The following is a 24,137-nucleotide window of genomic DNA, read 5'->3' on the forward strand; positions in this document are numbered from 1 at the left end:
GGAGGTTGCCATGATCCCCGGAGAATACGACCTCAAAGACGGCGACATCGAACTCTGCGAAGGCCGCGAGCGCATCACCATCGAAGTCGGCAACAGCGGCGACCGCCCGATTCAGGTGGGCTCTCACTATCACTTCGCTGAAACCAACCCCGCACTGGATTTTGATCGCGAAAAAGCCAAGGGCTATCGCCTGGACGTCGCCGCTGGCACCGCTATTCGCTTTGAACCAGGCCAGACCCGCGAAGTCACGCTGATTCCCTACGCAGGCAACCGCGAGATTTACGGTTTCCGACAGGAAGTCATGGGCAAGCTGGAGGACAAATAATGAAAATCACCAGACAAGCCTACGCCGACATGTACGGCCCCACCGTGGGTGACCGGGTTCGCCTGGGCGACACCGAACTGTGGATTGAAGTCGAAAGCGACGCCACCCACTACGGCGACGAAGTAAAATTCGGCGGCGGCAAGGTCATCCGTGATGGCATGGGCCAGAGCCAGCGTGCCGACGACACCGTGATGGACACCGTTATCACCAACGCCCTGATCCTGGACTGGTGGGGCGTGGTCAAAGCCGACGTGGGCCTGCAGAACGGCCGCATCGCCGCCATCGGCAAAGCCGGTAACCCCGACACCCAGCCGGACGTACAGATCGTCATCGGCCCCGGCACTGAAGTCATCGCCGGTGAAGGCAAAATCCTCACCGCCGGCGGCATCGACGCCCACATCCACTTCATCTGCCCCCAGCAGATCGAAGAAGCCCTGATGAGCGGCATCACCACCATGCTTGGCGGTGGCACCGGCCCGGCCACGGGCACCAACGCTACCACCTGTACCCCAGGCCCCTGGCACATCGGCAAGATGCTCCAGGCCGTGGACGACATGCCCATGAACATCGGCTTCCTGGGCAAAGGCAACGCCAGCCTGCCGGAATCCCTGGAGCTGCAAATCAAGGCCGGCGCCATGGGCCTGAAGCTGCACGAAGACTGGGGCACCACCCCGGCGGCCATCGACAACTGCCTGACGGTCGCGGACAAATACGACGTACAGATCGCCATCCACACCGACACCCTGAACGAATCCGGGTTTGTGGAAGACACCCTGGCCGCGTTCAAAGAACGCTGCATCCACACCTACCACACGGAAGGTGCCGGGGGCGGCCACGCGCCGGACATCATCACCGCGTGTTCCAAGGACTACGTGCTGCCGTCGTCTACAAACCCCACGCGGCCCTACACCGTGAACACCATCGACGAACACCTCGACATGCTGATGGTGTGCCACCACCTGGACCCGAACATCCCCGAAGACGTCGCCTTCGCCGACTCCCGCATTCGCCGCGAGACCATCGCCGCGGAAGACATCCTGCAGGACATGGGCGTGATCTCCATGCTGGCGTCTGACTCCCAGGCCATGGGCCGGGTTGGGGAAGTGGTGTGCCGCACCTGGCAGACCGCCCACAAAATGAAAGTGCAGCGCGGCCTGCTGCCGGAAGACGAAGAGCGCGGCGCGGATAACGTTCGCGCCCGCCGCTACATCGCCAAGTACACCATCAACCCCGCCATCACCCACGGCATCGCCCACGATGTCGGCTCGGTGGAAGTGGGCAAGCTGGCGGACCTGGTGCTGTGGGACCCGGCCTTCTTCGGCGTAAAACCCGCGCTCATCCTGAAAGGCGGCATGATCGGCGCCGCGCCCATGGGCGATCCCAACGCGTCCATCCCCACGCCCCAGCCGGTGCACTACCGCACCATGTTCGGGGCCCTGGGCCGCGCAGCCAGTGCCACCCGCTTGAGCTTTGTCAGCCAGGCGGCGTTCGATGCCGGCATTGGCAAAGAGCTGGGGCTGAACAGCCCGCTGTCTGCCTGCAAAAACGTGCGGACCGTGCGCAAAGGCGACCTGAAACTGAACGACGCCTGCCCGCACCTGACCGTGGACCCACAAACTTACGAAGTGCACGCCGATGGCGAGCTGCTCACCTGTGAGCCCGCCACCGAACTGCCACTGGCCCAGCGCTACCATCTGTTTTAAGGAGTCAGCCATGCTCGAACTCACACAACGCGTCGGCCGGGTAGAAGCCAGCGAAATACACGACCACCTGACCCTGCCATTCGAATCGCGCCAGCGCGGTCGCCTGCGGGCTAAAACCGATACTGGCTACGACGTCGGCCTGTTCCTGGACCGTGGCCCGGTGCTGCAAGACGGCGCCTGCCTGCAGGCCAAAACCGGGGAAATCATCCGCATCCGCGCGGCACAGGAACCTGTGGTCACCGCCTACATCGAAATGGGCTTGCCCATGGCGAAGCTGTGCTACCACCTGGGCAACCGCCACGTCACCCTCGCTATCGGCGAAGAACTGACCGCCAAAGACGGCACAAGAGGCTACGTGCGCTTTCCGCCAGACCACGTACTGGAAGAACTGGCCGAACGCCTTGGCGCCACCCTGTATCACCACCAGGCCCCGTTCAATCCGGAATCCGGCGCCTACGCGCAGGCCGGCCACGACCACGGGCATAGCCACAGTCATTCGCATTCGCACAGCCATTCCCATGGCCACTCACATGGCCATGCTCATCAAAAGGGCCACGGACATGCGCACGGCTAAAGCAACAGACTACAGCGGCGACCTGGCCCTGCTGGGCCTGATGCAACTGGTCAGCCCCGCACTGCCCATCGGCGCCTTTGCCTGGTCACAGGGGCTGGAAAGCGCCTTTGAACTGGGCTGGGTAAAAAACGAAGACCAGTTGGGCCACTGGCTGGAAGGCGTGCTGGAAGACGGCCTGACCCGCTGCGAACTGCCCCTGCTGGTTCACCTTCAACGCGCGTGGGCCGAAGAAGACGCCGACGCACTCAGCCACTGGAACGCCTGGCTGCACGCCACCCGGGAAACCGCCGAACTGAGCGACGAAGACCTGCGCCTGGGCGCCGCCCTGGTGCGGCTGCTCGACAGCCTGGGCCTGCTGCCCAAAGACGGCCTGATGCCCGCTGAACCCGGCTACGCCACCGTTTTCGCCTGGGCCGCTGAATTCCGCGGCGTAACCCCACGCCAGACATTGCTCGGCTTCGCCTGGGCCTGGCTGGAAAACCAGCTGGCCGTGGCCTGCAAAGCCATGCCCCTGGGCCACACCGCGGCACAACGGCTGACCGAAAAACTGCGCCCGAAACTGGTGACAGCGGTAGATGTGGCCATGCAGCTGAAAGATTCCGAATTGGGCCCGATCATCCCGGGCCTGGCGCTGGGAAGCGCCCACCATGAAACACAGTACTCACGACTGTTTAGAAGTTAAAACAAGAGGACAACACCATGACACATTGTTTGAGAGTAGGCGTAGGCGGCCCGGTTGGCTCCGGCAAAACAGCCCTGCTGCGCCAGCTGTGCAAAAACCTGAAAGACCACTACGACATCGCCGTGGTCACCAACGACATCTACACCCGTGAAGACGCGGACTTCCTGCTGAAGCACGAAGCCCTGCCAGCGGACCGTATCCTGGGCGTTGAAACCGGCGGCTGCCCCCATACAGCAATACGCGAAGACGCCAGCATGAACCTGGCCGCGATCGACGACCTGCAAAGCCGCCACCCGAACCTGGAACTGGTGCTGGTGGAATCCGGCGGCGACAACCTGTCCGCCACCTTCAGCCCGGAACTGAGCGACCTGACCCTGTACGTGATCGACGTCTCGGCGGGCGACAAAATCCCACGCAAAGGCGGCCCCGGCATCACCAAATCCGACCTGTTGATCATCAACAAAATCGACATCGCCGAACAGGTCCACGCCAGCCTGGACGTGATGGACCGCGACGCCAAGAAAATGCGCGGCGAACGCCCCTTCGTGTTCACCAACCTGTACGACGGGGTAGGGCTGGAAACCATCATCAGCTTCATTCTGGAGCGGGGCATGCTGCCGGAGAGGCGCCCGGGGAAAGTGGCTGAAACGGCCTGAGACAGAGATTCAGACTTCAATGAATAGGGGAGAACATCGTATGAAACTGCTAAAGAAAGTCAGCCTGACTGCCGCTTTGATTTCGACATCTACCACGGCGCTTGCGCATCCTGGACATGAGGCGATTGGGGATGTGCTGCACGTGGAGTATTTGTTTGCGGCGGGTATCGTTTTGGCCGCTGCATATTCAGCGTGGAAAACGATGAAGCAGCGTCGTTGACTCAAACCGCTAACCGCTAAGGTATCAATCCCGCCTACAGTGCCTTATTTCTGCACTGCCGAAGCCCTCGGTGATCAAGAACAAGGTGTCATTTCCTGACTTCTTCGATATTCAGTATTGAAGAAGTCAGGATATTCCGTGCGTCATCACCATCTCTCATCTAAGCTTTTGTTTTCTAATGAACTGAGCTTGTGGCTACTCCTACTTTCATCAGATTATGGAGCAAGTCAGCTTGCCGCACTATTACAGCATTCGGTTTTGTTGCTGTTAAATGCTTTTGGTACTCATATGCAGGATCGATTTACGAGAGTTCAATTTCGGAATTACAAGGCTCTGAAGCGTTACTCTGTGACACTGTCCGATTTCAATGTAATTGTTGGACCAAACAATGCGGGAAAATCTACGATCGTAAGTGCATTTCGAATTCTAAGCGAAGGAATACGAAAGGCCCGTTCGAGAAAGCCTGGCTACATCAACCATCCTGCAGTGGCTGCATCTGGATACATTGTTCCTCTCGAAGACCTCCCAGTTGCAACCGAGAACATTTTTACGAATTACGACGAAAGCGAACCGGCAATCATAGAGTTCCATCTAGTCTCGAAGAATAAGCTCAAGTTGATATTTCCAGAGAATGATGTCTGTTACATGATTGCAGAAACAGTAGGCAAGCCTGTTGATTCTCCAGCCAAGTTCAAGAAGGCATTCGATTGCTCAATAGGAATGGTCCCGATCCTAGGGCCGGTTGAACACAACGAACCTCTCTACCAGCTCGAGGCTGCGAGGTTAGCGCTTCTGACACATCGTGCTTCGCGAAATTTTAGAAACATTTGGTATCACTATCCGGAAGAGTTTGACGAGTTCAGAAAATTGATATTGCAAACATGGCCAGGAATGGACATTGAAAGACCGGAAGTAGACCGAAGCCACGATAAACCAGTGCTACACATGTTCTGCCCAGAGGCGAGGTATCCTCGCGAAATCTTCTGGGCAGGCTTTGGTTTTCAAGTATGGTGCCAAATGCTGACCTTTATCGTCAGAAACAAAGACGCATCGCTTCTGATCATTGACGAGCCGGATATCTATCTTCACTCAGATCTGCAACGTCAGTTGTTGGAGATCCTTCGTCAAGTTGCGCCAGATGTGCTGATTGCTACTCACTCAACGGAGATCATTACGGAAGCAGACCCGAATGATCTTTTAGTAGTAAACAAGCGGGGCAAAAGCGCGAAAAGAATCAAAAACGCATCGCAGCTTCAGCCTATCTTTGGTGCCCTTGGATCGAATCTAAACCCCACTCTCACACAGCTAGCGAAGTCCCGACGGGCGGTATTCGTCGAAGGCAAGGACTTTCAGTTATTAGCAGCGTTTGCTAGAAAACTTGGAATGGATGCCTTAGCTAATCGATCAGACTTCGCCGTAATACCAGCAGAGGGCTTTAACCCGCAAAAAGTGAAGAATTTTGCGGAAGGAATAGAGTTGACACTCGGAACAAAAATCGCCAAAGCGATCGTATTCGATCGGGACTACCGCCCTCAAGGCGAGGTCGCGAAGCTTCTGGCTGACTTTGAAGAATTTTCATCATTTGCCCATATCCATGAGTGTAAAGAGATTGAAAATTTTCTGCTGATACCCTCGGCGTTAGCCCGTGCCGCTGATAAGCGCGTAAGCGAGAAAGCGCTTCGCTCTGGGGAAAAGAAAACGTTTGCTGGAGACTTCGAAGAGTGGATGAACGAAATAGCCGACACACTCCGAAGCAAAGTCCAAGCACAGTACTTGTCGCGGCAAGGCGAGTTCATAAAGGCAGAAAACCCCCACCGCGACTCAGCAACCATTAGCCAGAAATTGATTGAGCAATTCGAAGCTGATTGGTCTGAGTGGGACAAAAGGTTGGCCATGTTACCCGGGAAGCACGTCTTTTCATTACTTAATGCGAAACTACAAGAGGAATATGGGATCGCTCTAACTCCGCTATCCGTTGTGAGTAGCATGCAGCAGAGTGAAATCATGCAGGAGCTCCGATCACTTCTTGAAGGTTTGGAACAGTTTCGGAATGATACGGTTTGACGGCAGCTAATAAGCAATTTTCTCTTTTCGTTGCGGTGCCAAACCTGTCGAAAACCATAGAGTTAGGTACTTATTGAAATGGAATTGCCAAAATACAGGCCCACGGATTTCACCGAGCGTGCGGGTGTGTTCTCGATTGCTGCACAAGTTACGTCCTTGGGATTGATTTTTCGAGAGACTCCAAATTCCGATGTCGGCATCGACGCGCAGATCGAGCTTGTATCGGGAGACCAAGCGTTGGGAAAACTGATCGCCGTCCAAGCCAAGTCCGGAAAGTCCTATCTAAATGACAAAGGCGATCATTATGCCTTCTACCCAAAAGAGGCACATAGGCATTACTGGGAAACCTTTCCGTTGCCAGTCGTTGTCATGCTTCACGACCCCGAATCGGATAAGGTCTATTTTTCTGATGCGCGCTACTACCTATCGATCCCCGAACGAGAGCGGACCTTCAACTATATTCCAGTCTTTAAGAAAAATTGCTTGAATAGCGCTTCGAAAGAGGATTTGTTCCAACTTCCGTCGATAGATCCTGACGCTTTTCTTGAGATGCCGGAGTTGCTCAAGGAAATGGTTGAGACGAGACATTGGGATGGATCGTTTCCGGTTAGCTTCTTTGAAATCTTTGTTCATTCCTTGACGAATTTATGTCGCCACTCATTCTTCGATATGCAGATTCCGCTTGATCTCGCTGAGTACAATCTAGCGGCTACAAACTCAGAATTGGGAGTAGGTGTTAATTTCGAGACTCACGAGTTCCTTAACAGTTATGTGCGCTTTTTGATGGCTCAGAATCTTGTTCAGGTTGACTATTCCGACTACCTGATAGATTGGAATGAGCGGCAGATGTTGCCTTCGTTCCTCTCCCCGCTCACATCGAGGGGACGAGAATTGATCCGCTACATCCGTGAGGTTGAGGATCAGCTATTTGAGCGAGATGAGTACCAGGTTAGTGTTGCCTGTGATCGTTTTGTTCGAATGTTTTATGCGCCTTCTGACGAGCGGCGTTTTGCCAAGATTTCAATTTTTAGTCAGAGGCATGGCACCCTCAGTGACTAACAAATTGTCGCACCGGACATTCGACAAGCTATCAATTTTGCTAATGTAAAAACATGCATAGGCTCGAATGCCGGTAAACTCAGATGTTAATCTCTAAATCGGCCCCTATAAAAAATGACATTGATAGAAATCCTACAAATAGTGTTCGGTCTAGGAATAGCATATTTCTTATGGTCCGCTATTGTTTGGGAGGAATGGAGCTTTCTGATCGGTATTGCTGCACTCTTATTGGTGCCGATATCAGTTATACTAATATCAAGTTACCCACTCCCGGCATTCGGGATTATCTATGTAGTTTGGTTCAGCGTACTTTTTGGTTCACGAAATAAAGAGCCCAAGGAAAACGAAGAAGCACCAACGGTAGGAAGTTTCGCAATTAAGGCAGCTCAATACGCATTTGTGACTGTGTTAATTGCAGGCGCCATCAGTTTTTTACTTGGTGGGGGAGCAAGTGATGGTGATTGTTCTCGAGCAACGCCTCAATTCTGCTAACAAAATCGACAGGTCGATTTAATACGTGTGCAGTGACCATCGGAACTTCTTTCTATGACTTCTTCTTTATCGTGCCTCATACCTTTAGGACTTGAACCTTCAAGGAGAAATTGTGGATTACGAACGTATAGAAGCCACGTTTAAGAAGAACGTTGATAATATTTTTAAGTTGATGAGCTTTGATCGAGTCGTCTTGAATTTTGCGATAAGCGGGGTAAAGGATCTGCAAGACAGATTGCGCAGGGCGCATAAAATTGAGAATCCAAGACTATTGGCTGAAAATACGCTTCAAATGCTTGAGAATATCAGGAGTAACGATTCTTTAAAGCCACAATATCAAGTTATATACAATCAATGTATTGTTCTCCTAGTTTCTGTCTTTGCTTCGTCTATTTCAGATATATTTAGACAAGGTATCAATGATTTGGCTCAAAATGGCGATTCTAAAGAGTTGCGTAATGAGGAGTTAAAAATATCGGTCTCTCAGCTTCTCGAATTCGATGGTGAGATCAAAGAATATCTTGGAAATTTTGTTGCTGAAAAAAACGACTTATCGTTTCAGGATATGAAGAGTATAGGTAGAGCATTTAAGACATATTTTGGGTTTACAATCGATAAAAATATCGACGTCAATAACATTATTATGGCCCAAGCGGGAAGGCATGTGATCGTGCATGATTCTTCAAGAATCAATGAAAGGTTGGTTCGTCAAGTTTCTGGTGCGAAGCCAAGAACTCTAAAGCCTAGCCTCTCGGGATCGGCAATCCAGTTCAGCGACGACGAAGTTAGGCAGGTGGCCGATAGTATGACCAATTATTTGATCAATCTTAGAAGTATGGTGGAATCGAGAATAGCGAGTTAAGAGGCGCATTAAGCTGACAAAGAAACACCGGGACAGATTTATTTTTCGGCCCACTTCATGTCCCAGAGCTAGTGTCAACAAATGCCATCGTGATTGTTCCCAATTTTCGGCCGTTCACACGCGATCAATAATCCCGCACAACGCATCCAACCCATCCGTCAGCGCAGCCGGCCCTGGCTGAAGGATCAGCGGTGACTTGATCTCGTAAAGGTGGTTATTCCGCACCGCGGGTATATCCGCCCAACCGGGGCGCTCGGTCACCTGCTCAGGGCGAAACTTCCTTCCGCACCAGGAACCGATGATGATATCCGGTTGCCGGGTGATGACGTCCTCGGGGTTTTCGATGATGCGTTCCCGGGCGCCGGGTTCCGCGGCCTTTTCTGGAAAGATATCCTCGCCGCCAGCAATGCCGATCAGCTCGGACACCCAGCCGATGCCGGTGATCATGGGGTCGCCCCATTCTTCGAAGTAAACTCGAGGTCGGTTGGGTCTTGCGCTTCTCTCCGCCCTTATTGTTTCAACCCTATCGAACAGGGTTTGCGCGTAGGCGTCGGTTTGCTCGGCCAGGCCCAGCATGCCGCCGAGGGTTCGGATCATGGAGAGGATGCCGGCCACGGTGCGCTGGTTGAACATATGCACGGCCACACCGCTGCGCACCAGTTCGGCGGCAATGTCTGCCTGCATGTCGGAAAACCCCACCACCAGGTCCGGCTTCAGGTCCAGTATTCGCCCGATCTTGGCGGAGGTGAAGGCAGACACTTTGGGCTTTTCCTTTCGGGCTCGCTCTGGCCGCACGGTGAACCCGGATATGCCAACAATGCGGTCTTCGGCGCCGATGGAGTAGAGGGTCTCGGTGGTTTCTTCGGTAAGGCAGACGATGCGCTGGGGATAATTCATGGGGCCATTCTACACTGGTGACTGTAAGCTGAGGTCTGACAACAACCGTAATGGATCTGGAGTCCTTTATGAAACTCGCCCAACGCCGTGGCAGTTCTGTTTCCAGTCCTGATTTTGCAAGCCTGCAGGGTGTCTGGCGCTCCCAGGGTTACGGCACTGTGTTGCTGATTGAGGAAGATGGGTACACCCTTTTTGAAGAAACCAGCATCAGCTGTCTCAAGATTCATGAGGGCAGTATTGAAGAACTCGATCACTATTACGAAGATGTGGCGGTATCCCCGGGTGGCCAGGCGTTCAGTGCCCATCGGGTAACGGGCGTAGCACGCATCAGCTTCCGCCGCCTGAAAGGAATGCCCGCCAGTGTCACTGAAAGTCACAGGCACAGGCCAAAGGATCCGCAATACAACTTTGACGTTTTCTGGCGAACCTTTCACGAGCAATACGCCCTGTTTGAACTCAAAGGTGTGGCCTGGGACCAGGCGCATCAGCACTATCTTTCCCAGATTAACGCGAACCCATCACAGGAAACGCTCTTTGCCATCATGGTTGCGATGCTACGGCCCCTGAAGGATGGCCATATTCGCCTGCATTCACCCTTGGGTCATTACCGGGCAGGTGCCGAGCCGGCGCTCTTCAGGCGGCTGACACGGGAACTTGAAGAGGCCAATGATGACCGGGAGCTCACCAGCTACCTGGGCGAGATCAACGAGTCGGCGCGTGACTTGATCCATGAAGATTATCTTTCGGGCGCCGTTAGCCGTGGCGGCAACCGGCTGGTGGAGTGGGGGCGGCTTAATGACCAAATCGGTTACCTGAACATTCGTGCCATGGCCGGGCAAAGTGGCAAGTCAGGCAAACCGGCTGCGGATCTCAATGCGGTCGACAATGTGATGAAGAGGGTGCTGGCCGATGTTGGCGAACTCCCCAATCTGGTGATCGATCTTCGCAACAATGGTGGGGGCTACGATGGGGTCGCACTGCGCTTTGCCGCGTATCTGATGGATCGCAAACGGCTGGCTTTCACCAAGTCAGCCCGTCATGGCAATGGATTCACCGGAAAGCAGTCTGTCTATGTCACGCCTGCCGATGAGACATACCAGGGCAACCTGTTTGTGCTGACAAGCGAGCTGACGGCCAGTGCCGCAGAAATCTTCGTGCTCTCTTTGCTGCAGCATCCCCGTCTTACCCTGATTGGCGAGCCTACCCAGGGCATCCTTTCCGACACGCTCGAGCGCCATCTGCCAAATGGCTGGCACCTGACCTTGTCCAATGAAATCTACCGGGCTTACGACGGGGAGATTTACGAAGATGTCGGCATCCCGCCACACATTCGCCTCAAGTACCTTGGCCGAAAAGGGCGCGAGGAAGGCAAAGACCCGATGCTGGAGCGGGTCATGGCGTTGTGCTTTCGGTTGTCACGCAGCTAAGCGATAAATCCTTCGCCAGCCGGTAGGTATCGAAATCCCGAGCGAGGAACAACTGGCCCTGGTAGTGTTGCATGGCTTCGGCCGCCAGTTGATTGATATGAGGCGCGCCGCCGGGCCCCGACTGGTAACGGGAGCTGAAGTGAGTCAGCACCAGGTTGGGAAGCTGTGCCTGCTGAGCAAATTTGGCCACCTGTTCCGCGGAGCTGTGTTGGGGCCATGATCCGACGCGGTCGGCCACGTCCTGGGTATAGGTGGCCTCGTGGATCAAAACATGGGCGCCTTCGCAGGCCTCGGCCAGCAGGGACGGGGTGTCGTTGTCGCCGGCGACAATCAGGCGGCGGGCGGTGCGCGAAATCTGTGTGTAATCGTCACTTCTGAGCAGGCGGCCATCATCCAGCTGAACATTGTTCCCATGCTGCAATTCACCCCAAGAGGGGCCGGGCTCGATACCATCCTTGCGGAGTTTGGCCTGCAGCAGTTGGCGCTCCAGCCTCGTTTCGGTGAACACATAAGCGCGACAGGAAACGCGATGGGATAGCGGTACGGCACTCACGCTGAATTGCTCATCCTGCCAGTGGAAGTCGGGCGCTTCGGAGTCTATGAAGTTCAGGGGGTAGCCCAGGGTGGAGTCGCTGTTATCCATCACTGCGGTGATCAGGTGCTGCACCTGGATGGGGGCGATGATATCAAGGGGCTCCGTACGGCCGAGCATGGAGGCACTGGTGAGCAGTCCCGGCAAACCGAAGGTGTGGTCGCCGTGGATGTGGGTGATGAATATGGCCCGCAACTGCATCACCGAGTAGCGAGTACGCATCAACTGGTGCTGCGTGCCTTCGCCACAGTCCACCAGGTACCAGGGTTTGGGGCCGGAGTGGCACAGGGCCAGGCCGGTTACGTTGCGTGACCGTGTGGGGGTTCCGGCGGATGTGCCCAGGAAAGTGAATTCCATGGTTTCTCTTTACCGTATTTCGTCAGCGTTTTTGCTGGCTCAGGGTTAGAACGCCCGACTGTTGGGAGAAGTCGAGCTGTCCAAGCACGCTCATTCCCAGCAACACCATATCGGGGTCCATGTCGGGGTTGATGGTGCCGGGTACATTTTTGAACGTCATATCGCCCAGGCGGAGTTCGTCAATGGTGGTGCTCCACACCTCGACTGTGCCAGCCGCGGTGCGTGCACGGCCGCGCTGTTCCCGGGCAAGGCCTGCTTTTTGGGCGACAGATTCTGAGACAGACACGGTCGTGGCGCCGGTATCCAGGATGAAGGTGACGTTCTGGTTGTTGATGGTGCCGTTTGCCAGATAATGGCCCTGGCGGTTGGCCTGTAGTTCAATTTCAGTGGAGCCGTCGCGGGTTTGACTGACCAGTTGCTGGTTTGGGTTGGTTTTTCGCGAATCCCAGCCGCTGATGAAATACGACACACCGGCAATAAACACAACGAAAAACGCGCCGAAGTAAAGTAAGTACCGGATTTCAGAGCTGATGCCAGATTTACTCATCCCATTCCTTGTTGTGGGTCGCCGCCAAACGAGTTCAACTGTAACGCATTCGGAGTGATAGAACAGTGAGCTGGCTTGTTGTTATGGCTTTTGACTGGAGGATCTTGACCGCTCAGACTCGGGACAGGCCTATTTTTGATCGGCGTTTCTTTACCTAAGAAAAACTTCAAAGGATTTTATGCGAGTACCTGAGAGATTACAGCCGCTTGTTGATGATGGCATGGTGGATGAAGTGCTTTACCAGTTGATGAGCGGGAAGGAAGCGCAGGTCTATGTGGTTCGCTGTGGAGACCAGGTGCGCTGCGCCAAGGTATTCAAGGAGGCCAGGAAACGCAGCTTCAAGCAGGCCGTGGAATATCAGGAGGGGCGGAAGGTTCGCAATAGCCGCCGCGCTCGGGCCATGGGCAAGAAAACCCGTTACGGTCAGAAAGAGCAGGAAAGTGCCTGGCTGAATGCCGAAGTGGATGCCCTTTATCGCCTGGCTGAGGCGGGTGTGCGGGTCCCGGAACCCTTCGGTTTTGTGGACGGAGTTCTGCTGATGGAATTGGTTGCCGATGATCAGGGCAATGCCGCGCCGCGGCTGGATGAGGTTGCCCTGACACCGGATCAGGCCCGGGATTACTACGCCCGGATCATTGCCGAAGTGGTGCGGATGCTCGACGCCGGGCTGATTCACGGCGACCTGTCAGAGTTCAATGTGCTTTTGGACGGCCAGGGCCCGGTGATTATCGACCTGCCCCAGGCGGTCAACGCCGCCGGCAACAACAGCGCCGAGCGAATGCTGGAGCGGGATGTGGATAACATGCGCCGATATTTCGGCAAGTTTGCCCCGGAGCTTCTGAAGACCGACTACGGCAAGGAAATCTGGGCCCTGTACGAGAGCGGCGACCTGCACCCGGAAAGCAGGCTCACCGGCTGTTTCGAGCACGCCACGCAAAGCGCGGACGTGGATGAGCTGATGGCTGTGATAGATGCCGCAAAGGAAGAAGAGTCTGAGCGGCAGGAGCGCCTGCGTGATGACGACGATGACTAGAAAACCGGGGCGCTGGGGATAGGTCATGGGGGCACTATACTGTTCAGCGACCCTTCTCGCTCCTAAAGGCCCACCTATCCTCATCTAACGTGTTCTGGTTCCTGGCTCACAACCCGGGGTTCAGGCATCCTGCCCGGCAATTCAAGGAAAAACCGGCCCTTGGAGTTCTGGAGTGAACTCAGGCGATTTGAGGATGATGATGTGAGAAATGTGGATTCGCCAGACCGGCATTTCATAGAACTACTGACCTGCCTAATTGTTCTATTGGCGCTCTCAGCGGCCTCGTTTGCAGAGGGAAAAGACGAATATCGATTTTCACTGGGCGAGTCCAGAAACGTTGTGATCGACAGTTTGTTTTCCTCAGGTGACGCCAGGCTGTTGAATGATGCCGTAGAGTTAGAGAGGTACGAAACAACCTTTTCACCTTTCGGCGTTGTGGGGCATCAATATCGTTACAGGTTTAGCGGGGGTCAGCTTGTACAGATGGAACATGGTGTTGGTGGCTGGGTAGGTCCAAAAAAAGAGCATCTGACCGAAGAAATGGTTGAGAAGGTAAATGCCAGGCAGCTTGCCTATTTTGACGGTTTGATTGAAACCTATGGTGCACAAAAAATAAATGAGGGGGACGGTTTTCGCCTGTATGCGTTTGCCACAGATAAGGTCGAGGGTCGCATTTACGTCCGCAGTGAACCAGATGTTTCTGGTCAGACCGTCTTATGGAAGAAAGGCATGAAGCCTGTCAATCAGGATAACCACGTTTACGAGTCCTGGTTCGGGCTCGGAAGCATCAGTATGGATGGTGATAATCGTAGAAAAGAGACCAATTCCATACCTTACAAGGACAGACAAACCTATGTTTGGAAGGTGAAAACTGACTTTACACAGGACACGCCCTATCAAATGAAGCTGGTATTCCCGACTCGCCCAGCCGTCGTACCTGAGGGCGTTGAATTTGATGCCAGTGATAACTCCATTGTCGTTCCCATGCGTTCTTACGAAGAGACGGTTGTCGTGCATTTTGTCATTGACGAAGGCGATCCTCTTGGCGTTCACAAAGCATTCTTGACGGCTAACGGTAAAACCTTTGCAGGCATTTCCTATAAAATTGAGAACGGCCGTTGATGCGAATTACCGGGACAGATCTATTTTTGACGGATTTAACGGCATAGGATTGGCGAAAGGTATCGACTGGGTGCTGATGTGCACTCAGATGCAAACCTCGGTGACAGGCCCTAAATATGAACGTGGATAAAGCAAAGAAGCGAATTGCGAAGCAGGTTAAGAAGGGCTTCCACGGCTATCCGTTGGTTTCGCTGGAGTACTTTGGTAAAGCGTACGCTGGCAAAACGCCAGATTCAGCCAGCGAGGTTGTTATCGCATATACCGAGGAAGAGGGCGCGGATCCCCAGGAGCAAAAGTTTGTAAGCGGGGGTGATGCCCGGGAAGACGAAACGATTCAATCCACCCTGCTTAAAATCATTGAGCGGGCGGATGCCAAAACGGTGACCGAGATCGACGGTATTTCCACTTTGCCGGAAAGCTGATGGCACCGTCGGCGAACTTGCCTTTTGGCATCCTCTGCGCGCTTGAAGAGCGGGCTGTCCTCCGGATTACGGCCGCGTGTCCAGGCATCTGCCTAGCGTTTCGAGGTGAGTACCATAAAGCCGCGTTAGCCGATGGTGATCAGAAGTAACAGCATTGTCCATGCTACCTATGCCGCCGAGGCATTCAGGGATATTGTCACAGGTGCTCTCGTTTTTGTTGGAACAAAATAAGGGTGTTTAGTCGCTTAGTGTGAGCCCCATTTCCCAGAAGTCGATCTCCAGCCGCGTGGCGTCCCGGAAAATTCGGGTGAGTTGTTCGAATCGGGAGGGGGATACCTCGGCGAGTCGGTCATCCAGCCAGCGAATTTCTGCGTGCATGGCTTCCTGGAATTCGTCGCTTTCATACATCGCGATCCAGGCGTCGTAGGGATTGGATTCGCCACGAATGGTCTCGCTGCGGTGGTTCAGCCAGTTGGCGATTTCACCATAGCCGACCATGCAGGGTGACAGGGCGACGTGCAGGTCCAGCAGGTCGCCGCGGTTGCCGGTGTCGAGAACGTATCGGGTGTAGGCCAGTGTGGCGCGGGCTTCAGGGAGCTTGGCCAGTTCGTCCTCCGAGATACCCCAGTCCTTGCAGAAGTCGATATGCAAGCTCAGTTCGGTATCCAGGATGGCCTGCATGCCATCCTTGGCCTGGCGCATATCGGCCAGGGTGGGGCTTTTGTAGGCGGCCAGCGCAAAGGCGCGGGCAAACTGTATCAGGAACAGATAATCCTGTTTGAGGTAATGCTGAAATGCGTCCGCAGCCAGCGTGGCATCGCCCAGCTGAGTAACGAAGCTGTGTTGAATGTAGTCTTGCCACTCTTGAGGGCAGGCTTTTTTGAGGTCTTCAAACTGATAGGCCATTCCGTTGCTCCAACTTGGACTTTTTTCCAGGCTCTCTCTGGCCGCACGGTGAACCCCGATATGCGGACGATGCGCTGGGGATAATTCAGGGCGGCACTATACCGTGGAAGTAAGCGGTTTGGCTTCTATACTAATGAGAGGCTGATTGCTGCCAGGGGCGGCCTGTTGCTGATTGCTCGGGAGTGGCTGATGGTGGAAAACTGGCAGGATTGGCTGGTGGCCCTGCAGGAAATACGCGTGTCGGATGTGATCCCGCAGGTAGCGGTCCTCCTGTTTGCAGGGTTGGCCGCGTTCTTTCTGAATCGCTACATCGCCAGGCATACGGCGGGTGACACCCAGGGCGTGCGACACATCACGCAACGCACCATCCAGCGCCTGGCCTTCCCCCTTTCAATGTTGCTGGTGGTTCTGCTGGGGCGGCCGTTGCTCGCTGCGCTGGATCAGCCGCACTGGGCCCTGGATCTGGCGGTTCCGCTGCTGATCTCGTCCGCCCTGATTCGCACCCTGGTGTATATGTTGCGCAAGGGCATGCGAAGCGGCCCTCTGGTCAAAGCGTCGGAAAATTTCATCAGTACCTTCATCTGGCTCGTGGTGGGCTTGTATTTGTTGGGGTTGCTGCCCGGCTTGCTGGCCGCCATGGACAGCCTCGCCATCTCCGTGGGAGAGCTGCGCATCACGCTGTTGGCGGTCATCAAACTGCTGGTGTTGCTGGGGCTTTTACTGGTGGTTGCCATCTGGCTGTCGGGCATGATCGATCGGCGGCTGTCCAAGTTGCCGTATCTCAGCGCCGGCGCGGCTGTGGGGTTAGCCAAGGTCAGCAAACTGGTGCTGATCACCGTTGCGGCTCTGTCGGTGCTTAATCTGGTCGGTATTGATCTGACGACGCTCGCGGTGTTCGGCGGCGCCCTGGGCGTGGGGCTGGGCTTCGGCCTGCAGCGTATTGCCAGCAACTTCATCAGCGGTTTTATTCTGGTGTTCGACCGCTCGATCCGCCCCGGTGATGTGATCAGCATCGGCGAGAAGTTCGGCTGGGTGGTCGCACTGCATGCGCGCTATCTGGTGGTGCGTAATCGCGACGGCGTGGATACGCTCATTCCCAACGAAAACCTGATCACCACGGAGGTAATTAACTGGTCATATTCCGACCCCAACGTGCGCCTGAAGATCCCGGTGTCGGTCAGCTACAGTGATGACGTGGAGCGTGCCATGGCCATCATGCTGGAGATCGCTCAGGAACATCCGCGCGTGATTTCGGAGCCAGAGCCGGCCTGCCGGCTAACAAACTTCGGCGACCATGGCATTCACCTGGAAGTTCGGGTCTGGGTCGCAGACCCGGAAGCCGGTTTCGGCAGCGTGCGCTCGGACATCAGCCTGGAGATCTGGCGCCGGTTCAAGCAGGAAGGCATCACCATTCCGTTCCCGCAGCAGGACGTGTACATCAAGGAAATGCCGGCGAAATGATCCCGTTGGCCGCTTAACAAAACTGCTCAGCGGCAGAGGTCATCAGACCGATTTTCTGAACTACTTCGCCTTAATGAGTGTGAACCCTCGCAACAGGGCCCATGGTCGGCACAATTGGACTATCTTCTCTACTTATTCTGTCTTTTCCGGGGTAGGAGGTATGAAATACGTTTTTGGGGTGGCTTTGATGTTTTGCCTGTCGGTCGCCTATGCAAACAGGCAGGAAGTCGAGATATATGTAGACAGCGCCTATGAGCCTTTCTCCTACGGTGATGAAAAAGGAGAAGCCAAAGGGGTCTACATCGACATCCTTCGCACCGCCTTTTCCAGGATGGAAGGCTACGATGTCACGCTTACTCCCATTCCCTGGAAACGTGGCCAGCGCATCATGGAGCAGGGCGAAGGCATAGGGCTGGCTCCGGTTTTCTTTCATGGCCACGACTGGCCTTATCTCTATCCCTACTCGTTGTCGTTTTACACCGAAACCATTCTTGCCATCTGCGACCAGAAGGTGCTCAAACAGCCCCGGCCTGACTGGCCGTATGACTACGTTGGCCTGCGCATCAGCAATGTCGCCGGATTTGATGGCTGGGGTGGTCAGGCGTTCAGACAGCTGGTTGATGAAGGCAAAATCCAATATGAAACTGCCAACGGCGCCGCACAGAACGTCATGATGCTGCTTAAAGGGCGAGTCGACTGCATTATGATGGAAGAGAACGCCTTTCAGCTCCTGACAAAGCAGATATATGCATCGGAAACGTACTACAGGCTTCAGGATGTAAAATATGAAGTGGGTGCGGTAGTCGGGACGGATCCGGTCTATATCGGATTTTCAAAAACGGCCAGGGAAAGCGGTGATTGGCCCTTCTTGCTCGATTTCATGCAGTCCTTTGATTCCCAGATCTATCAGATGATCAAGTCGGGTGAAATTCGTAAGATTTTTGATAACTACACGCTGTGACGGCCAGCACCAGAGACAGGTATAACAATCTAACCTCGACGGAGTTATTTTCCCGACACCAGACATTGTTTTATCGTGTATTCAAGTAAGCGTGATGCAACGAAGGGAGAGGGCTATGACGGCACCAGGCGATCAGCTTCGCGTGTTCTACGATGGCGCCTGCCCGAGCTGTGTCAAAGACCGCAGGCTTTACGAGCGACTTGCGGGCAGGACCGGCGAATCGGTGGAGTGGGTTGATATCACCGGTCGTGACGATGAGTTGAAGGAACTTGGTATAGACCCGGTAGCCGCGCTTCAGGAGCTTCACGTGGAGGATGGCGAGGGCAACATCCATCGGGAACTGGATGCCTACATCCTTTTGATGTCACGGGTCTGGCTACTGAAACCTCTGGCCTGGCTGATTGGTCTGCCGGTTATTCGGCCGACGCTGGCGAAGCTTTACCACAAATGGGTGGGCGAGCGGCTGGAGAGAACCGGGCGCATGCCTGATTCAAAGGAAAAGCAGAGAGACATCGAAGCGCGCAAGGCCGAGGTTGAAGCCGAGGAAAGCGCGGAAGACAGAGAGACGTGGTAATGCGGAGGTCCCGAGCGGTTTCGGTTATTCCAGAACGTTTGGCCAGTTCGTGTCGGCTTGCCGAATGAAACCGTCAGTGTCTTTCAGCCACCGGTCCTGAACGGACTTGTTGTAGTTCAGATACAAGCGGTCATCCCGAATGGCCCAATGTTCTGGGTCGCCCTTCGCAAGATAGCCTTGGGCGACAGCCCAGGCGCAATAGCCGCCATAGGCGGGAACAAAGCGGTCCGGGCTGGCTTCAAATAGGGCAAGGTTCTCTGCGCTCGCAAATCGCCAGGTCACGCCCCGGTGTTCGGTTTTGTATTCGCTTGAGCCTTTGGTGGGTTCCCCTGTTTCAAAATAGCTGACGGTGTCGTAGCCGCCTGCTCCAGTGTTGCTGAGCAGGCCGGTGTAAACAGCCGGTTCCGAAGCCCACGCGCCGGCAGTAACAAACAGTGCGAAGGTGATGAGTAGCAGTTGTCTTTTCATGGTGTGTTCTCCTCGGTTTGTAGACACCCGGACGGTGGATTTGTTTCACGATGGTAGCCAGTATTGACCGGGAAGCGCGTTCGGGCTGGCTGGTCCGCGGTGATAGAGGCTTGATGGGGCCTGGATGAAAAGAAGGAGCTGAAGCATGCAAATCGGTGTAATCGCAGATACCCACAGCAAGATGCGCCCCGAGGCCCTGGACATGTTGAAGGGCTCGGAACTGATCCTCCATGCCGGTGACGTGGGCCGGGACGAGGTTCTATACGCGTTGGAGGCCATCGCTCCTGTGATTGCAATCCGAGGCAATATCGATAAAACCGGCCGCGCAGCGACACTGCCCGACGTTCAGGAATTTGAATTCCTCGGCCACGCCTTTTACATGCTTCACGACGTCAAAACCCTCGATGTCGATCCGCAAAGTCGTTACCGCGTGGTCATTGCCGGCCACTCCCACAAACCCCGCAACGAATGGATTGGCGATGTGCTGTATTTCAATCCCGGTGGTGCCGGCCCACGGCGTTTTACGCTGCCGATCACAGTGGGGCGGCTGCAGGTGAGTGAAGGCGGTGTGGTGGGTAAGATTATTGAGTTGCCGGTTTGATCACCTGGAAATCTGCGGCCTAGCCCGATGACCTTACGTCTTCAACCACTTCCAGCTTCACCCGAAACCCACAGGCTGCGGCATATTTGTTCAGGGTTCCCCAGCTCGGATTGCTCCGGCGCCGTTCCAGTCTGGAGATGGCACCATTGGCGCCTTACAGCATTCCTAAGGTGTATCGCTTTGGATTTGGACCTGTTTTAAGGAGCAAAATCCTGGTCCCCGTGAGCCTCGTGTTTTCTAACACGATCCACGCGTCGAGCCAGGCTAGGAAGTCATCTTTCTTGCGGATACCCCGATTCGCTCGGCCAGGTAATCGCAGAAGTGTTGGGCAACGTCCTTGCCATCAAGGTCTTCGGCGATGGTCACCTTCTTTTGCTCGTTATCAACCGCAATAATCTTGAAGTGTTCCACTTTGTCCACGCCTTGTCCCGTGCTGCCCGTGCGTTTGATGGTTAGGTGCCCAATCTGATCCATGGCCAGCTTGCGGCTGAGCACAGGCAGGTAGAGCCAGCTTCTCAAGGTACGAATTCCCTGCCGGTCAATGCGGACGATAAGGCGGTTGAAGGGTAGGTACAAAGCGGCAGCGCCTGCAGCGATTGCGACCAGCACAAAGGGAACGCTGAACAGACCCACAAACACGCCAAAGGCCCCGCCTGAAAAAGCGATTGTCAGCATCATTGTGCTGGCAAACCCGAAGCCGCCTGCAAAGATCCAGGCAAACACGCTCAGCATCTTGTTGCGGAACATAGGGAAACGCATTTTTATCTGATGGCCATAATCCTGGTAGTGCATGGCACGGGAAAGACCTGGCAGATCTAGCTGCCCAGACTGTATGGCTTCTTTGGCGGCTTGAGATTCTTTATTGCGCTGGTCGCGTACCTGGGTACTGATGTCATGCTCGACATTGTGAGAGCGGGCATCTCCTTGGAATGCCGGAATGTCGTACTGGCGCTCCAGGTCGACGCCCTCAATATCCGCTTTCACGGACAGGCGCCAGAAATGGTACCGGCTGGACCGTTCAATATCCGCTTCTGGCAAGTCTCCCGGCAGGTCAAATCGAAAGGCCAAGCGCACACCTTGCCCGGCTGTCTCGATTTTCGGAGTACCGCGCTCCGCCCAGAGTATCCGCTCTTTGCGAGTGCGGTTCTTGCCAGATCCGGAGACATAGGTGTAAATGCATTCCAGTGTCACGGAGACTTCTGCCCCGGATGCTGCGAGTTCCTGGACCCCTAGTCTCGGCACCAGGATCGTGCCACCCATCTGGCCACCAATGGCCGCCGGATAAGGGTCCATCACCAGCTCGACCGTGCCATAGTGACGATACTCCCGGGTCATGCTGACGGCTTTCCACAGAAGCCCCAGGCCCACGGCGGGAAATGCAACGACCATTAAAATCAGCCACAGGTTTTCATCCAGGGCCTTTGGCAGCGTCCAGAGTAGAGGCGTGCTTATGGCGTTCCACATCAGGGCCATAACCCAAGTCAGCAACAGCGTGCGTTTGCGATCAGACCGAATGCGAGGGGATTCCCAGCCCTTGCGGCTTTGCCAATTGGAATGCGTCATTGTGGTGGGTCCATCCGATGATGACAGCCTGGTTAAACCAGAATCTTAGTTTTGGTTGGTGCCAAATTTCCGGCTAGCATGATACCTCCAGATGGATGACTCTAGAAGGAAACCAGAATGACCCCTTGGAATAATTGGGCAGGGAATGTCCAGGCCTCGCCAGATGCCACGGTGCAGATTGATAGCGAACAGCATTTGGCTGACACGGTGGCAGAGTCCCAGCGCCCGGTCAGGGTGCGTGGTGCGGGGCACTCCTTTTCGCCTTTGCTGGAGGTTAACAGCGGATCCCACCTGTGCCTGAATAACCTGAATCATGTGTCTGCGGAAGCCGGCGCGCCACGTTCAGCCCGAATCGGGGCTGGCGTTCGGCTCCATGAGCTGACGCCGCAACTGAACCGAATGGGGCTGGCCCTTGATAACATGGGGGACATCGATGCCCAGGCGCTGGGCGGTGCGCTTGCAACGGCAACACACGGTACCGGGCAGACATTGCCCTGCTACTCGGCCATGCTCGAAGAAATGGTCCTGATTGATGGTCAGGGCCAGCGTCGGCGGTTGCGTCGTGACCTGGACGAAGAGCTGTTCCGGGCCATGGCGGTGGGCCTTGGAACCGGGGGCATTCTTGCCGAGGTGGTGATGTCCCTGGTGCCGACGTACCGGCTGTCGAAACGGCGGTTCCGCATCAGCCTGGAAGAGCTGTTGAGCGACTTTTCAGAGCAGATGTCGGCGGCGAGGCACGTGGAGTTTTTCTACATTCTGCACTCCGGCCATGCCCTTGGGCTGGCGAGCGATCTCACGGACCAGCCGGTGACCGATAAGCCGGAGGACACCGATCAGAAAGGGCTGCTGCAGCTACGCCAGGCGGCGCGGTTGTTGGGGTGGGCGCCACCGCTTAGGAAAAGGGTGCTGGCAGCGGCATTGCGCAGTCATAGCAGCGAACAGTTCGTGGCCGACTGGTTTCAGGCGTTTGCCAGCGACCGGGGCCGCATCCGCTTTAATGAGACCGAATACCACCTGCCTGCAGATGCCGCACCGGACGCTATCCGTGAGCTGATCGACTGCCTTGAACGGAACTTCCCCGAGGTGTATTTCCCCATCGAGATACGCAGTGTGCGGGCCGATGACCTGTATCTGTCACCGTTCTATCAGCGTGACTCGGTGTCTGTTGCTGTGCACCATGAGGCGACAAAGCCATTTGCCCCAGTGCTGGCAGCCGTCGAACCCATCTTCAGGCGATACGGGGGCCGGCCGCACTGGGGTAAATCCCACACGCTGACCGCTGGGGAGCTACGCTCGCTGTATCCGCGTTTTGATGAGGCAGTCGCCGCCCGTCGCGAGCTGGACCCTAAAGGGCTGTTCAACTCGCCCTACATTGAGCAACTGCTGGGGTTATGATGTTCAAAAACTACGGCGTTGCGCTGAAAGAAGCAGGAATAGAGCATCCCGCACTGGTGCTGGACCTTGACGCCTTCCGTCAGAACCTGTCGTACCTCAACGACCATTTACCGGCGGGTTACCGGCGGCGTATTGCTGACAAGTCCCTGCCATCGAATCCTTTGCTGGCGGAGGTGATGACCGGGTTGGGGGCGCAGGCCACCATGTCGTTTCACCTGCCACTGACGAAACAGGTGCTGGCGCAATTTCCGGAGACGGATGTGTTAATGGGCAAGCCGGTTCCCGTCGGCGAAGCCGAGCGGTTTATAGCGGCGTGCCCGCAGGCCTCCCGGGTGACCTGGCTGATCGACAGTGAAAAACGGCTGGCGGAGTACCGGGCGCTCGCCTTGGCCGGGGCAGGCCTGGGGGCAGGTTTGGGGGCTGGTTTGAAAGTAGCGTTCGAAGTGGATATCGGGCTTGGTCGCGGAGGCTTTGCCGAGCCGTCGGCTCTGACGCGGGCGCTTGAAAACAGCAGCCCGCTCACGGTCAGAGGCCTGATGGGCTACGAGGCCCACGTTAATGCCTTGCCGGCGATTCTGGGGAAGGGCGACACCGCGCAGCGCCGGGCTCAGGAACGGCTTGCGGAATTTGTTCAGCAGTTGCCCGTCGAGAGCCGCGAAATCATCAATACCGGCGGTTCAACTACGGCATTGATGCTTCCACAGACAGGTCCCGCAAACGACCTGACCATCGGCTCTGCGGTCGTCAAGCCGTCGCATTTTGACCAGCCCTGCAATCAGGTCTTGAAACCGGCCATGTTTATTGTCACGCCAGTGCTGAAGTCTCATCCGCACGGTTTGCCCGGGCATCCGGTTCTTTCGCAGTGGCTTCGTCGGTTCAGGCTGATTGATCCGCAAATCGCGTTTATCTATGGCGGGAACTGGATGGCGGAACCGATCTGGCCAGAGACGCTGAAAACCAGCCCCTTCTATGGCGTGTCATCAAACCAGCAAGGTTTCACCCTTCCGGGGGGAACCCGCGTGCCGGATCATGTGGTCCTTCGGCCGACCCAGTCTGAAGCTCTGATCAGTCAGTTTCCGTGCCTGACTGTCTACAAGGACGGACAGATTACCGATCAATGGTCGACCCTCAGGTCGTAACTCACCTGTCGGTGAGGCATCGTGATCTGCGAGAG

25 protein-coding genes are annotated in these 24,137 nt (G+C 55.4%); 19 read left to right on the top strand and 6 right to left on the bottom strand.

Going from position 1 to position 24,137, the window contains the following annotated elements; translation table 11 throughout:
• The first annotated feature begins 10 nt into the window (after positions 1-10).
• The 9 genes from QLQ17_RS04990 (at position 11) to QLQ17_RS05030 (ending at position 8,637) form a co-directional block, all read left to right on the top strand.
• A complete protein-coding gene (locus tag QLQ17_RS04990; protein ID WP_283208436.1) occupies positions 11-325 on the top strand; it encodes an urease subunit beta in 315 nt (104 codons plus the stop codon).
• Positions 325-2,028: an urease subunit alpha gene (ureC, locus tag QLQ17_RS04995; protein WP_283208437.1), complete on the top strand. Its 1,704-nt coding sequence runs from the start codon at positions 325-327 to the stop codon at positions 2,026-2,028. Before QLQ17_RS04990 ends, ureC begins: the two co-directional genes overlap by 1 nt.
• Positions 2,029-2,038: 10 nt before the next feature.
• The gene (gene ureE, locus QLQ17_RS05000) at positions 2,039-2,602 is read left to right on the top strand and encodes an urease accessory protein UreE (RefSeq protein WP_283208438.1); all 564 of its coding nucleotides are present in this window, start codon (positions 2,039-2,041) and stop codon (positions 2,600-2,602) included.
• A complete protein-coding gene (locus tag QLQ17_RS05005) occupies positions 2,589-3,284 on the top strand; it encodes an urease accessory protein UreF (RefSeq protein ID WP_283208439.1) in 696 nt (231 codons plus the stop codon). Before ureE ends, QLQ17_RS05005 begins: the two co-directional genes overlap by 14 nt.
• Before the next feature lie 17 nt (positions 3,285-3,301).
• Positions 3,302-3,940, top strand: coding sequence for an urease accessory protein UreG (gene ureG / locus QLQ17_RS05010; protein ID WP_283208440.1), 639 nt, complete (start codon positions 3,302-3,304; stop codon positions 3,938-3,940).
• A 40-nt stretch (positions 3,941-3,980) separates the two neighbouring features.
• Positions 3,981-4,160: a DUF6732 family protein gene (locus tag QLQ17_RS05015; protein WP_283208441.1), complete on the top strand. Its 180-nt coding sequence runs from the start codon at positions 3,981-3,983 to the stop codon at positions 4,158-4,160.
• 138 nt (positions 4,161-4,298) lie between these two features.
• Complete coding sequence (locus QLQ17_RS05020; protein WP_283208442.1) at positions 4,299-6,224, top strand: ATP-dependent nuclease; 1,926 nt, start codon at positions 4,299-4,301, stop codon at positions 6,222-6,224.
• A 78-nt stretch (positions 6,225-6,302) separates the two neighbouring features.
• The gene (locus tag QLQ17_RS05025; protein ID WP_283208443.1) at positions 6,303-7,283 is read left to right on the top strand and encodes a DUF4365 domain-containing protein; all 981 of its coding nucleotides are present in this window, start codon (positions 6,303-6,305) and stop codon (positions 7,281-7,283) included.
• A gap of 604 nt (positions 7,284-7,887) precedes the next feature.
• On the top strand, positions 7,888-8,637 hold the full coding sequence (locus QLQ17_RS05030; RefSeq protein WP_283208444.1) for a hypothetical protein: 750 nt from the start codon (positions 7,888-7,890) through the stop codon (positions 8,635-8,637).
• A 114-nt stretch (positions 8,638-8,751) separates the two neighbouring features.
• Here QLQ17_RS05030 and QLQ17_RS05035 read toward each other — a convergent pair whose 3' ends face one another.
• Positions 8,752-9,534: a cobalamin-binding protein gene (locus QLQ17_RS05035; protein ID WP_283208445.1), complete on the bottom strand. Its 783-nt coding sequence runs from the start codon at positions 9,532-9,534 to the stop codon at positions 8,752-8,754.
• A gap of 68 nt (positions 9,535-9,602) precedes the next feature.
• Between QLQ17_RS05035 and QLQ17_RS05040 the strand changes: the two genes are divergently transcribed.
• Positions 9,603-10,961 (top strand): S41 family peptidase, encoded by a 1,359-nt coding sequence (locus tag QLQ17_RS05040; RefSeq protein WP_283208446.1) that lies wholly within the window; start codon positions 9,603-9,605, stop codon positions 10,959-10,961.
• Here QLQ17_RS05040 and QLQ17_RS05045 read toward each other — a convergent pair.
• Both QLQ17_RS05045 and QLQ17_RS05050 read right to left on the bottom strand, forming a co-directional pair.
• On the bottom strand, positions 10,927-11,910 hold the full coding sequence (locus QLQ17_RS05045; RefSeq protein ID WP_283208447.1) for a ribonuclease Z: 984 nt from the start codon (positions 11,908-11,910) through the stop codon (positions 10,927-10,929). The genes QLQ17_RS05040 and QLQ17_RS05045 overlap by 35 nt on opposite strands.
• Before the next feature lie 22 nt (positions 11,911-11,932).
• Positions 11,933-12,457 carry a retropepsin-like aspartic protease family protein gene (locus QLQ17_RS05050; RefSeq protein WP_283208448.1) on the bottom strand — a complete coding sequence of 175 codons (525 nt, stop codon included), beginning with the start codon at positions 12,455-12,457 and terminating at the stop codon, positions 11,933-11,935.
• Between the two features lie 178 nt (positions 12,458-12,635).
• Between QLQ17_RS05050 and QLQ17_RS05055 the strand changes: the two genes are divergently transcribed.
• The 3 genes from QLQ17_RS05055 (at position 12,636) to QLQ17_RS05065 (ending at position 15,034) form a co-directional block, all read left to right on the top strand.
• Positions 12,636-13,490, top strand: a complete 855-nt coding sequence (locus tag QLQ17_RS05055; protein WP_283208449.1) for a PA4780 family RIO1-like protein kinase — start codon at positions 12,636-12,638, stop codon at positions 13,488-13,490.
• A gap of 159 nt (positions 13,491-13,649) precedes the next feature.
• On the top strand, positions 13,650-14,612 hold the full coding sequence (locus QLQ17_RS05060) for a hypothetical protein (protein WP_283208450.1): 963 nt from the start codon (positions 13,650-13,652) through the stop codon (positions 14,610-14,612).
• A gap of 116 nt (positions 14,613-14,728) precedes the next feature.
• Entirely contained in the window at positions 14,729-15,034 is a 306-nt protein-coding gene (locus QLQ17_RS05065; protein ID WP_283208451.1) for a hypothetical protein, read from the top strand.
• Between the two features lie 237 nt (positions 15,035-15,271).
• Here QLQ17_RS05065 and tenA read toward each other — a convergent pair whose 3' ends face one another.
• Positions 15,272-15,940 (bottom strand): thiaminase II, encoded by a 669-nt coding sequence (tenA, locus tag QLQ17_RS05070; RefSeq protein WP_283208452.1) that lies wholly within the window; start codon positions 15,938-15,940, stop codon positions 15,272-15,274.
• A gap of 165 nt (positions 15,941-16,105) precedes the next feature.
• Between tenA and QLQ17_RS05075 the strand changes: the two genes are divergently transcribed.
• The 3 genes from QLQ17_RS05075 to QLQ17_RS05085 all read left to right on the top strand — a co-directional run bounded on the left by QLQ17_RS05075 (position 16,106) and on the right by QLQ17_RS05085 (position 18,936).
• Positions 16,106-17,401, top strand: a complete 1,296-nt coding sequence (locus tag QLQ17_RS05075; protein WP_283208453.1) for a mechanosensitive ion channel family protein — start codon at positions 16,106-16,108, stop codon at positions 17,399-17,401.
• A 160-nt stretch (positions 17,402-17,561) separates the two neighbouring features.
• Positions 17,562-18,362 carry a substrate-binding periplasmic protein gene (locus tag QLQ17_RS05080; RefSeq protein WP_283208454.1) on the top strand — a complete coding sequence of 267 codons (801 nt, stop codon included), beginning with the start codon at positions 17,562-17,564 and terminating at the stop codon, positions 18,360-18,362.
• Positions 18,363-18,477: 115 nt separating this feature from the next.
• The gene (locus QLQ17_RS05085; RefSeq protein WP_283208455.1) at positions 18,478-18,936 is read left to right on the top strand and encodes a thiol-disulfide oxidoreductase DCC family protein; all 459 of its coding nucleotides are present in this window, start codon (positions 18,478-18,480) and stop codon (positions 18,934-18,936) included.
• 24 nt (positions 18,937-18,960) lie between these two features.
• On the opposite strand, the gene QLQ17_RS05090 is transcribed toward QLQ17_RS05085, so the two are convergent.
• Positions 18,961-19,404 (bottom strand): YHS domain-containing (seleno)protein, encoded by a 444-nt coding sequence (locus tag QLQ17_RS05090; protein ID WP_283208456.1) that lies wholly within the window; start codon positions 19,402-19,404, stop codon positions 18,961-18,963.
• Positions 19,405-19,549: 145 nt separating this feature from the next.
• Between QLQ17_RS05090 and QLQ17_RS05095 the strand changes: the two genes are divergently transcribed.
• Positions 19,550-20,005 carry a metallophosphoesterase family protein gene (locus tag QLQ17_RS05095; RefSeq protein ID WP_283208457.1) on the top strand — a complete coding sequence of 152 codons (456 nt, stop codon included), beginning with the start codon at positions 19,550-19,552 and terminating at the stop codon, positions 20,003-20,005.
• 264 nt (positions 20,006-20,269) lie between these two features.
• Here QLQ17_RS05095 and QLQ17_RS05100 read toward each other — a convergent pair whose 3' ends face one another.
• Positions 20,270-21,568, bottom strand: a complete 1,299-nt coding sequence (locus QLQ17_RS05100) for a hypothetical protein (protein ID WP_283208458.1) — start codon at positions 21,566-21,568, stop codon at positions 20,270-20,272.
• Between the two features lie 117 nt (positions 21,569-21,685).
• Between QLQ17_RS05100 and QLQ17_RS05105 the strand changes: the two genes are divergently transcribed.
• Both QLQ17_RS05105 and QLQ17_RS05110 read left to right on the top strand, forming a co-directional pair.
• Positions 21,686-22,963 carry a D-arabinono-1,4-lactone oxidase gene (locus tag QLQ17_RS05105; RefSeq protein WP_283208459.1) on the top strand — a complete coding sequence of 426 codons (1,278 nt, stop codon included), beginning with the start codon at positions 21,686-21,688 and terminating at the stop codon, positions 22,961-22,963.
• On the top strand, positions 22,963-24,102 hold the full coding sequence (locus tag QLQ17_RS05110; protein ID WP_283208460.1) for an alanine racemase: 1,140 nt from the start codon (positions 22,963-22,965) through the stop codon (positions 24,100-24,102). Before QLQ17_RS05105 ends, QLQ17_RS05110 begins: the two co-directional genes overlap by 1 nt.
• Positions 24,103-24,137 lie beyond the last annotated feature (35 nt).

This window comes from Marinobacter sp. CHS3-4 (assembly GCF_030053415.1).
Taxonomy (GTDB): domain Bacteria; phylum Pseudomonadota; class Gammaproteobacteria; order Pseudomonadales; family Oleiphilaceae; genus Marinobacter.

Coding starts and splice junctions, on each gene's coding strand:
- QLQ17_RS04990 (WP_283208436.1), top strand. CDS start 11: ATGATCCCCGGAGAATACGACCTCAAAGACGGCGACATCGAACTCTGC.
- ureC (WP_283208437.1), top strand. CDS start 325: ATGAAAATCACCAGACAAGCCTACGCCGACATGTACGGCCCCACCGTG.
- ureE (WP_283208438.1), top strand. CDS start 2,039: ATGCTCGAACTCACACAACGCGTCGGCCGGGTAGAAGCCAGCGAAATA.
- QLQ17_RS05005 (WP_283208439.1), top strand. CDS start 2,589: ATGCGCACGGCTAAAGCAACAGACTACAGCGGCGACCTGGCCCTGCTG.
- ureG (WP_283208440.1), top strand. CDS start 3,302: ATGACACATTGTTTGAGAGTAGGCGTAGGCGGCCCGGTTGGCTCCGGC.
- QLQ17_RS05015 (WP_283208441.1), top strand. CDS start 3,981: ATGAAACTGCTAAAGAAAGTCAGCCTGACTGCCGCTTTGATTTCGACA.
- QLQ17_RS05025 (WP_283208443.1), top strand. CDS start 6,303: ATGGAATTGCCAAAATACAGGCCCACGGATTTCACCGAGCGTGCGGGT.
- QLQ17_RS05035 (WP_283208445.1), bottom strand. CDS start 9,534: ATGAATTATCCCCAGCGCATCGTCTGCCTTACCGAAGAAACCACCGAG.
- QLQ17_RS05040 (WP_283208446.1), top strand. CDS start 9,603: ATGAAACTCGCCCAACGCCGTGGCAGTTCTGTTTCCAGTCCTGATTTT.
- QLQ17_RS05045 (WP_283208447.1), bottom strand. CDS start 11,910: ATGGAATTCACTTTCCTGGGCACATCCGCCGGAACCCCCACACGGTCA.
- QLQ17_RS05050 (WP_283208448.1), bottom strand. CDS start 12,457: ATGAGTAAATCTGGCATCAGCTCTGAAATCCGGTACTTACTTTACTTC.
- QLQ17_RS05055 (WP_283208449.1), top strand. CDS start 12,636: ATGCGAGTACCTGAGAGATTACAGCCGCTTGTTGATGATGGCATGGTG.
- QLQ17_RS05065 (WP_283208451.1), top strand. CDS start 14,729: ATGAACGTGGATAAAGCAAAGAAGCGAATTGCGAAGCAGGTTAAGAAG.
- tenA (WP_283208452.1), bottom strand. CDS start 15,940: ATGGCCTATCAGTTTGAAGACCTCAAAAAAGCCTGCCCTCAAGAGTGG.
- QLQ17_RS05080 (WP_283208454.1), top strand. CDS start 17,562: ATGAAATACGTTTTTGGGGTGGCTTTGATGTTTTGCCTGTCGGTCGCC.
- QLQ17_RS05085 (WP_283208455.1), top strand. CDS start 18,478: ATGACGGCACCAGGCGATCAGCTTCGCGTGTTCTACGATGGCGCCTGC.
- QLQ17_RS05090 (WP_283208456.1), bottom strand. CDS start 19,404: ATGAAAAGACAACTGCTACTCATCACCTTCGCACTGTTTGTTACTGCC.
- QLQ17_RS05095 (WP_283208457.1), top strand. CDS start 19,550: ATGCAAATCGGTGTAATCGCAGATACCCACAGCAAGATGCGCCCCGAG.
- QLQ17_RS05100 (WP_283208458.1), bottom strand. CDS start 21,568: ATGACGCATTCCAATTGGCAAAGCCGCAAGGGCTGGGAATCCCCTCGC.
- QLQ17_RS05105 (WP_283208459.1), top strand. CDS start 21,686: ATGACCCCTTGGAATAATTGGGCAGGGAATGTCCAGGCCTCGCCAGAT.
- QLQ17_RS05110 (WP_283208460.1), top strand. CDS start 22,963: ATGTTCAAAAACTACGGCGTTGCGCTGAAAGAAGCAGGAATAGAGCAT.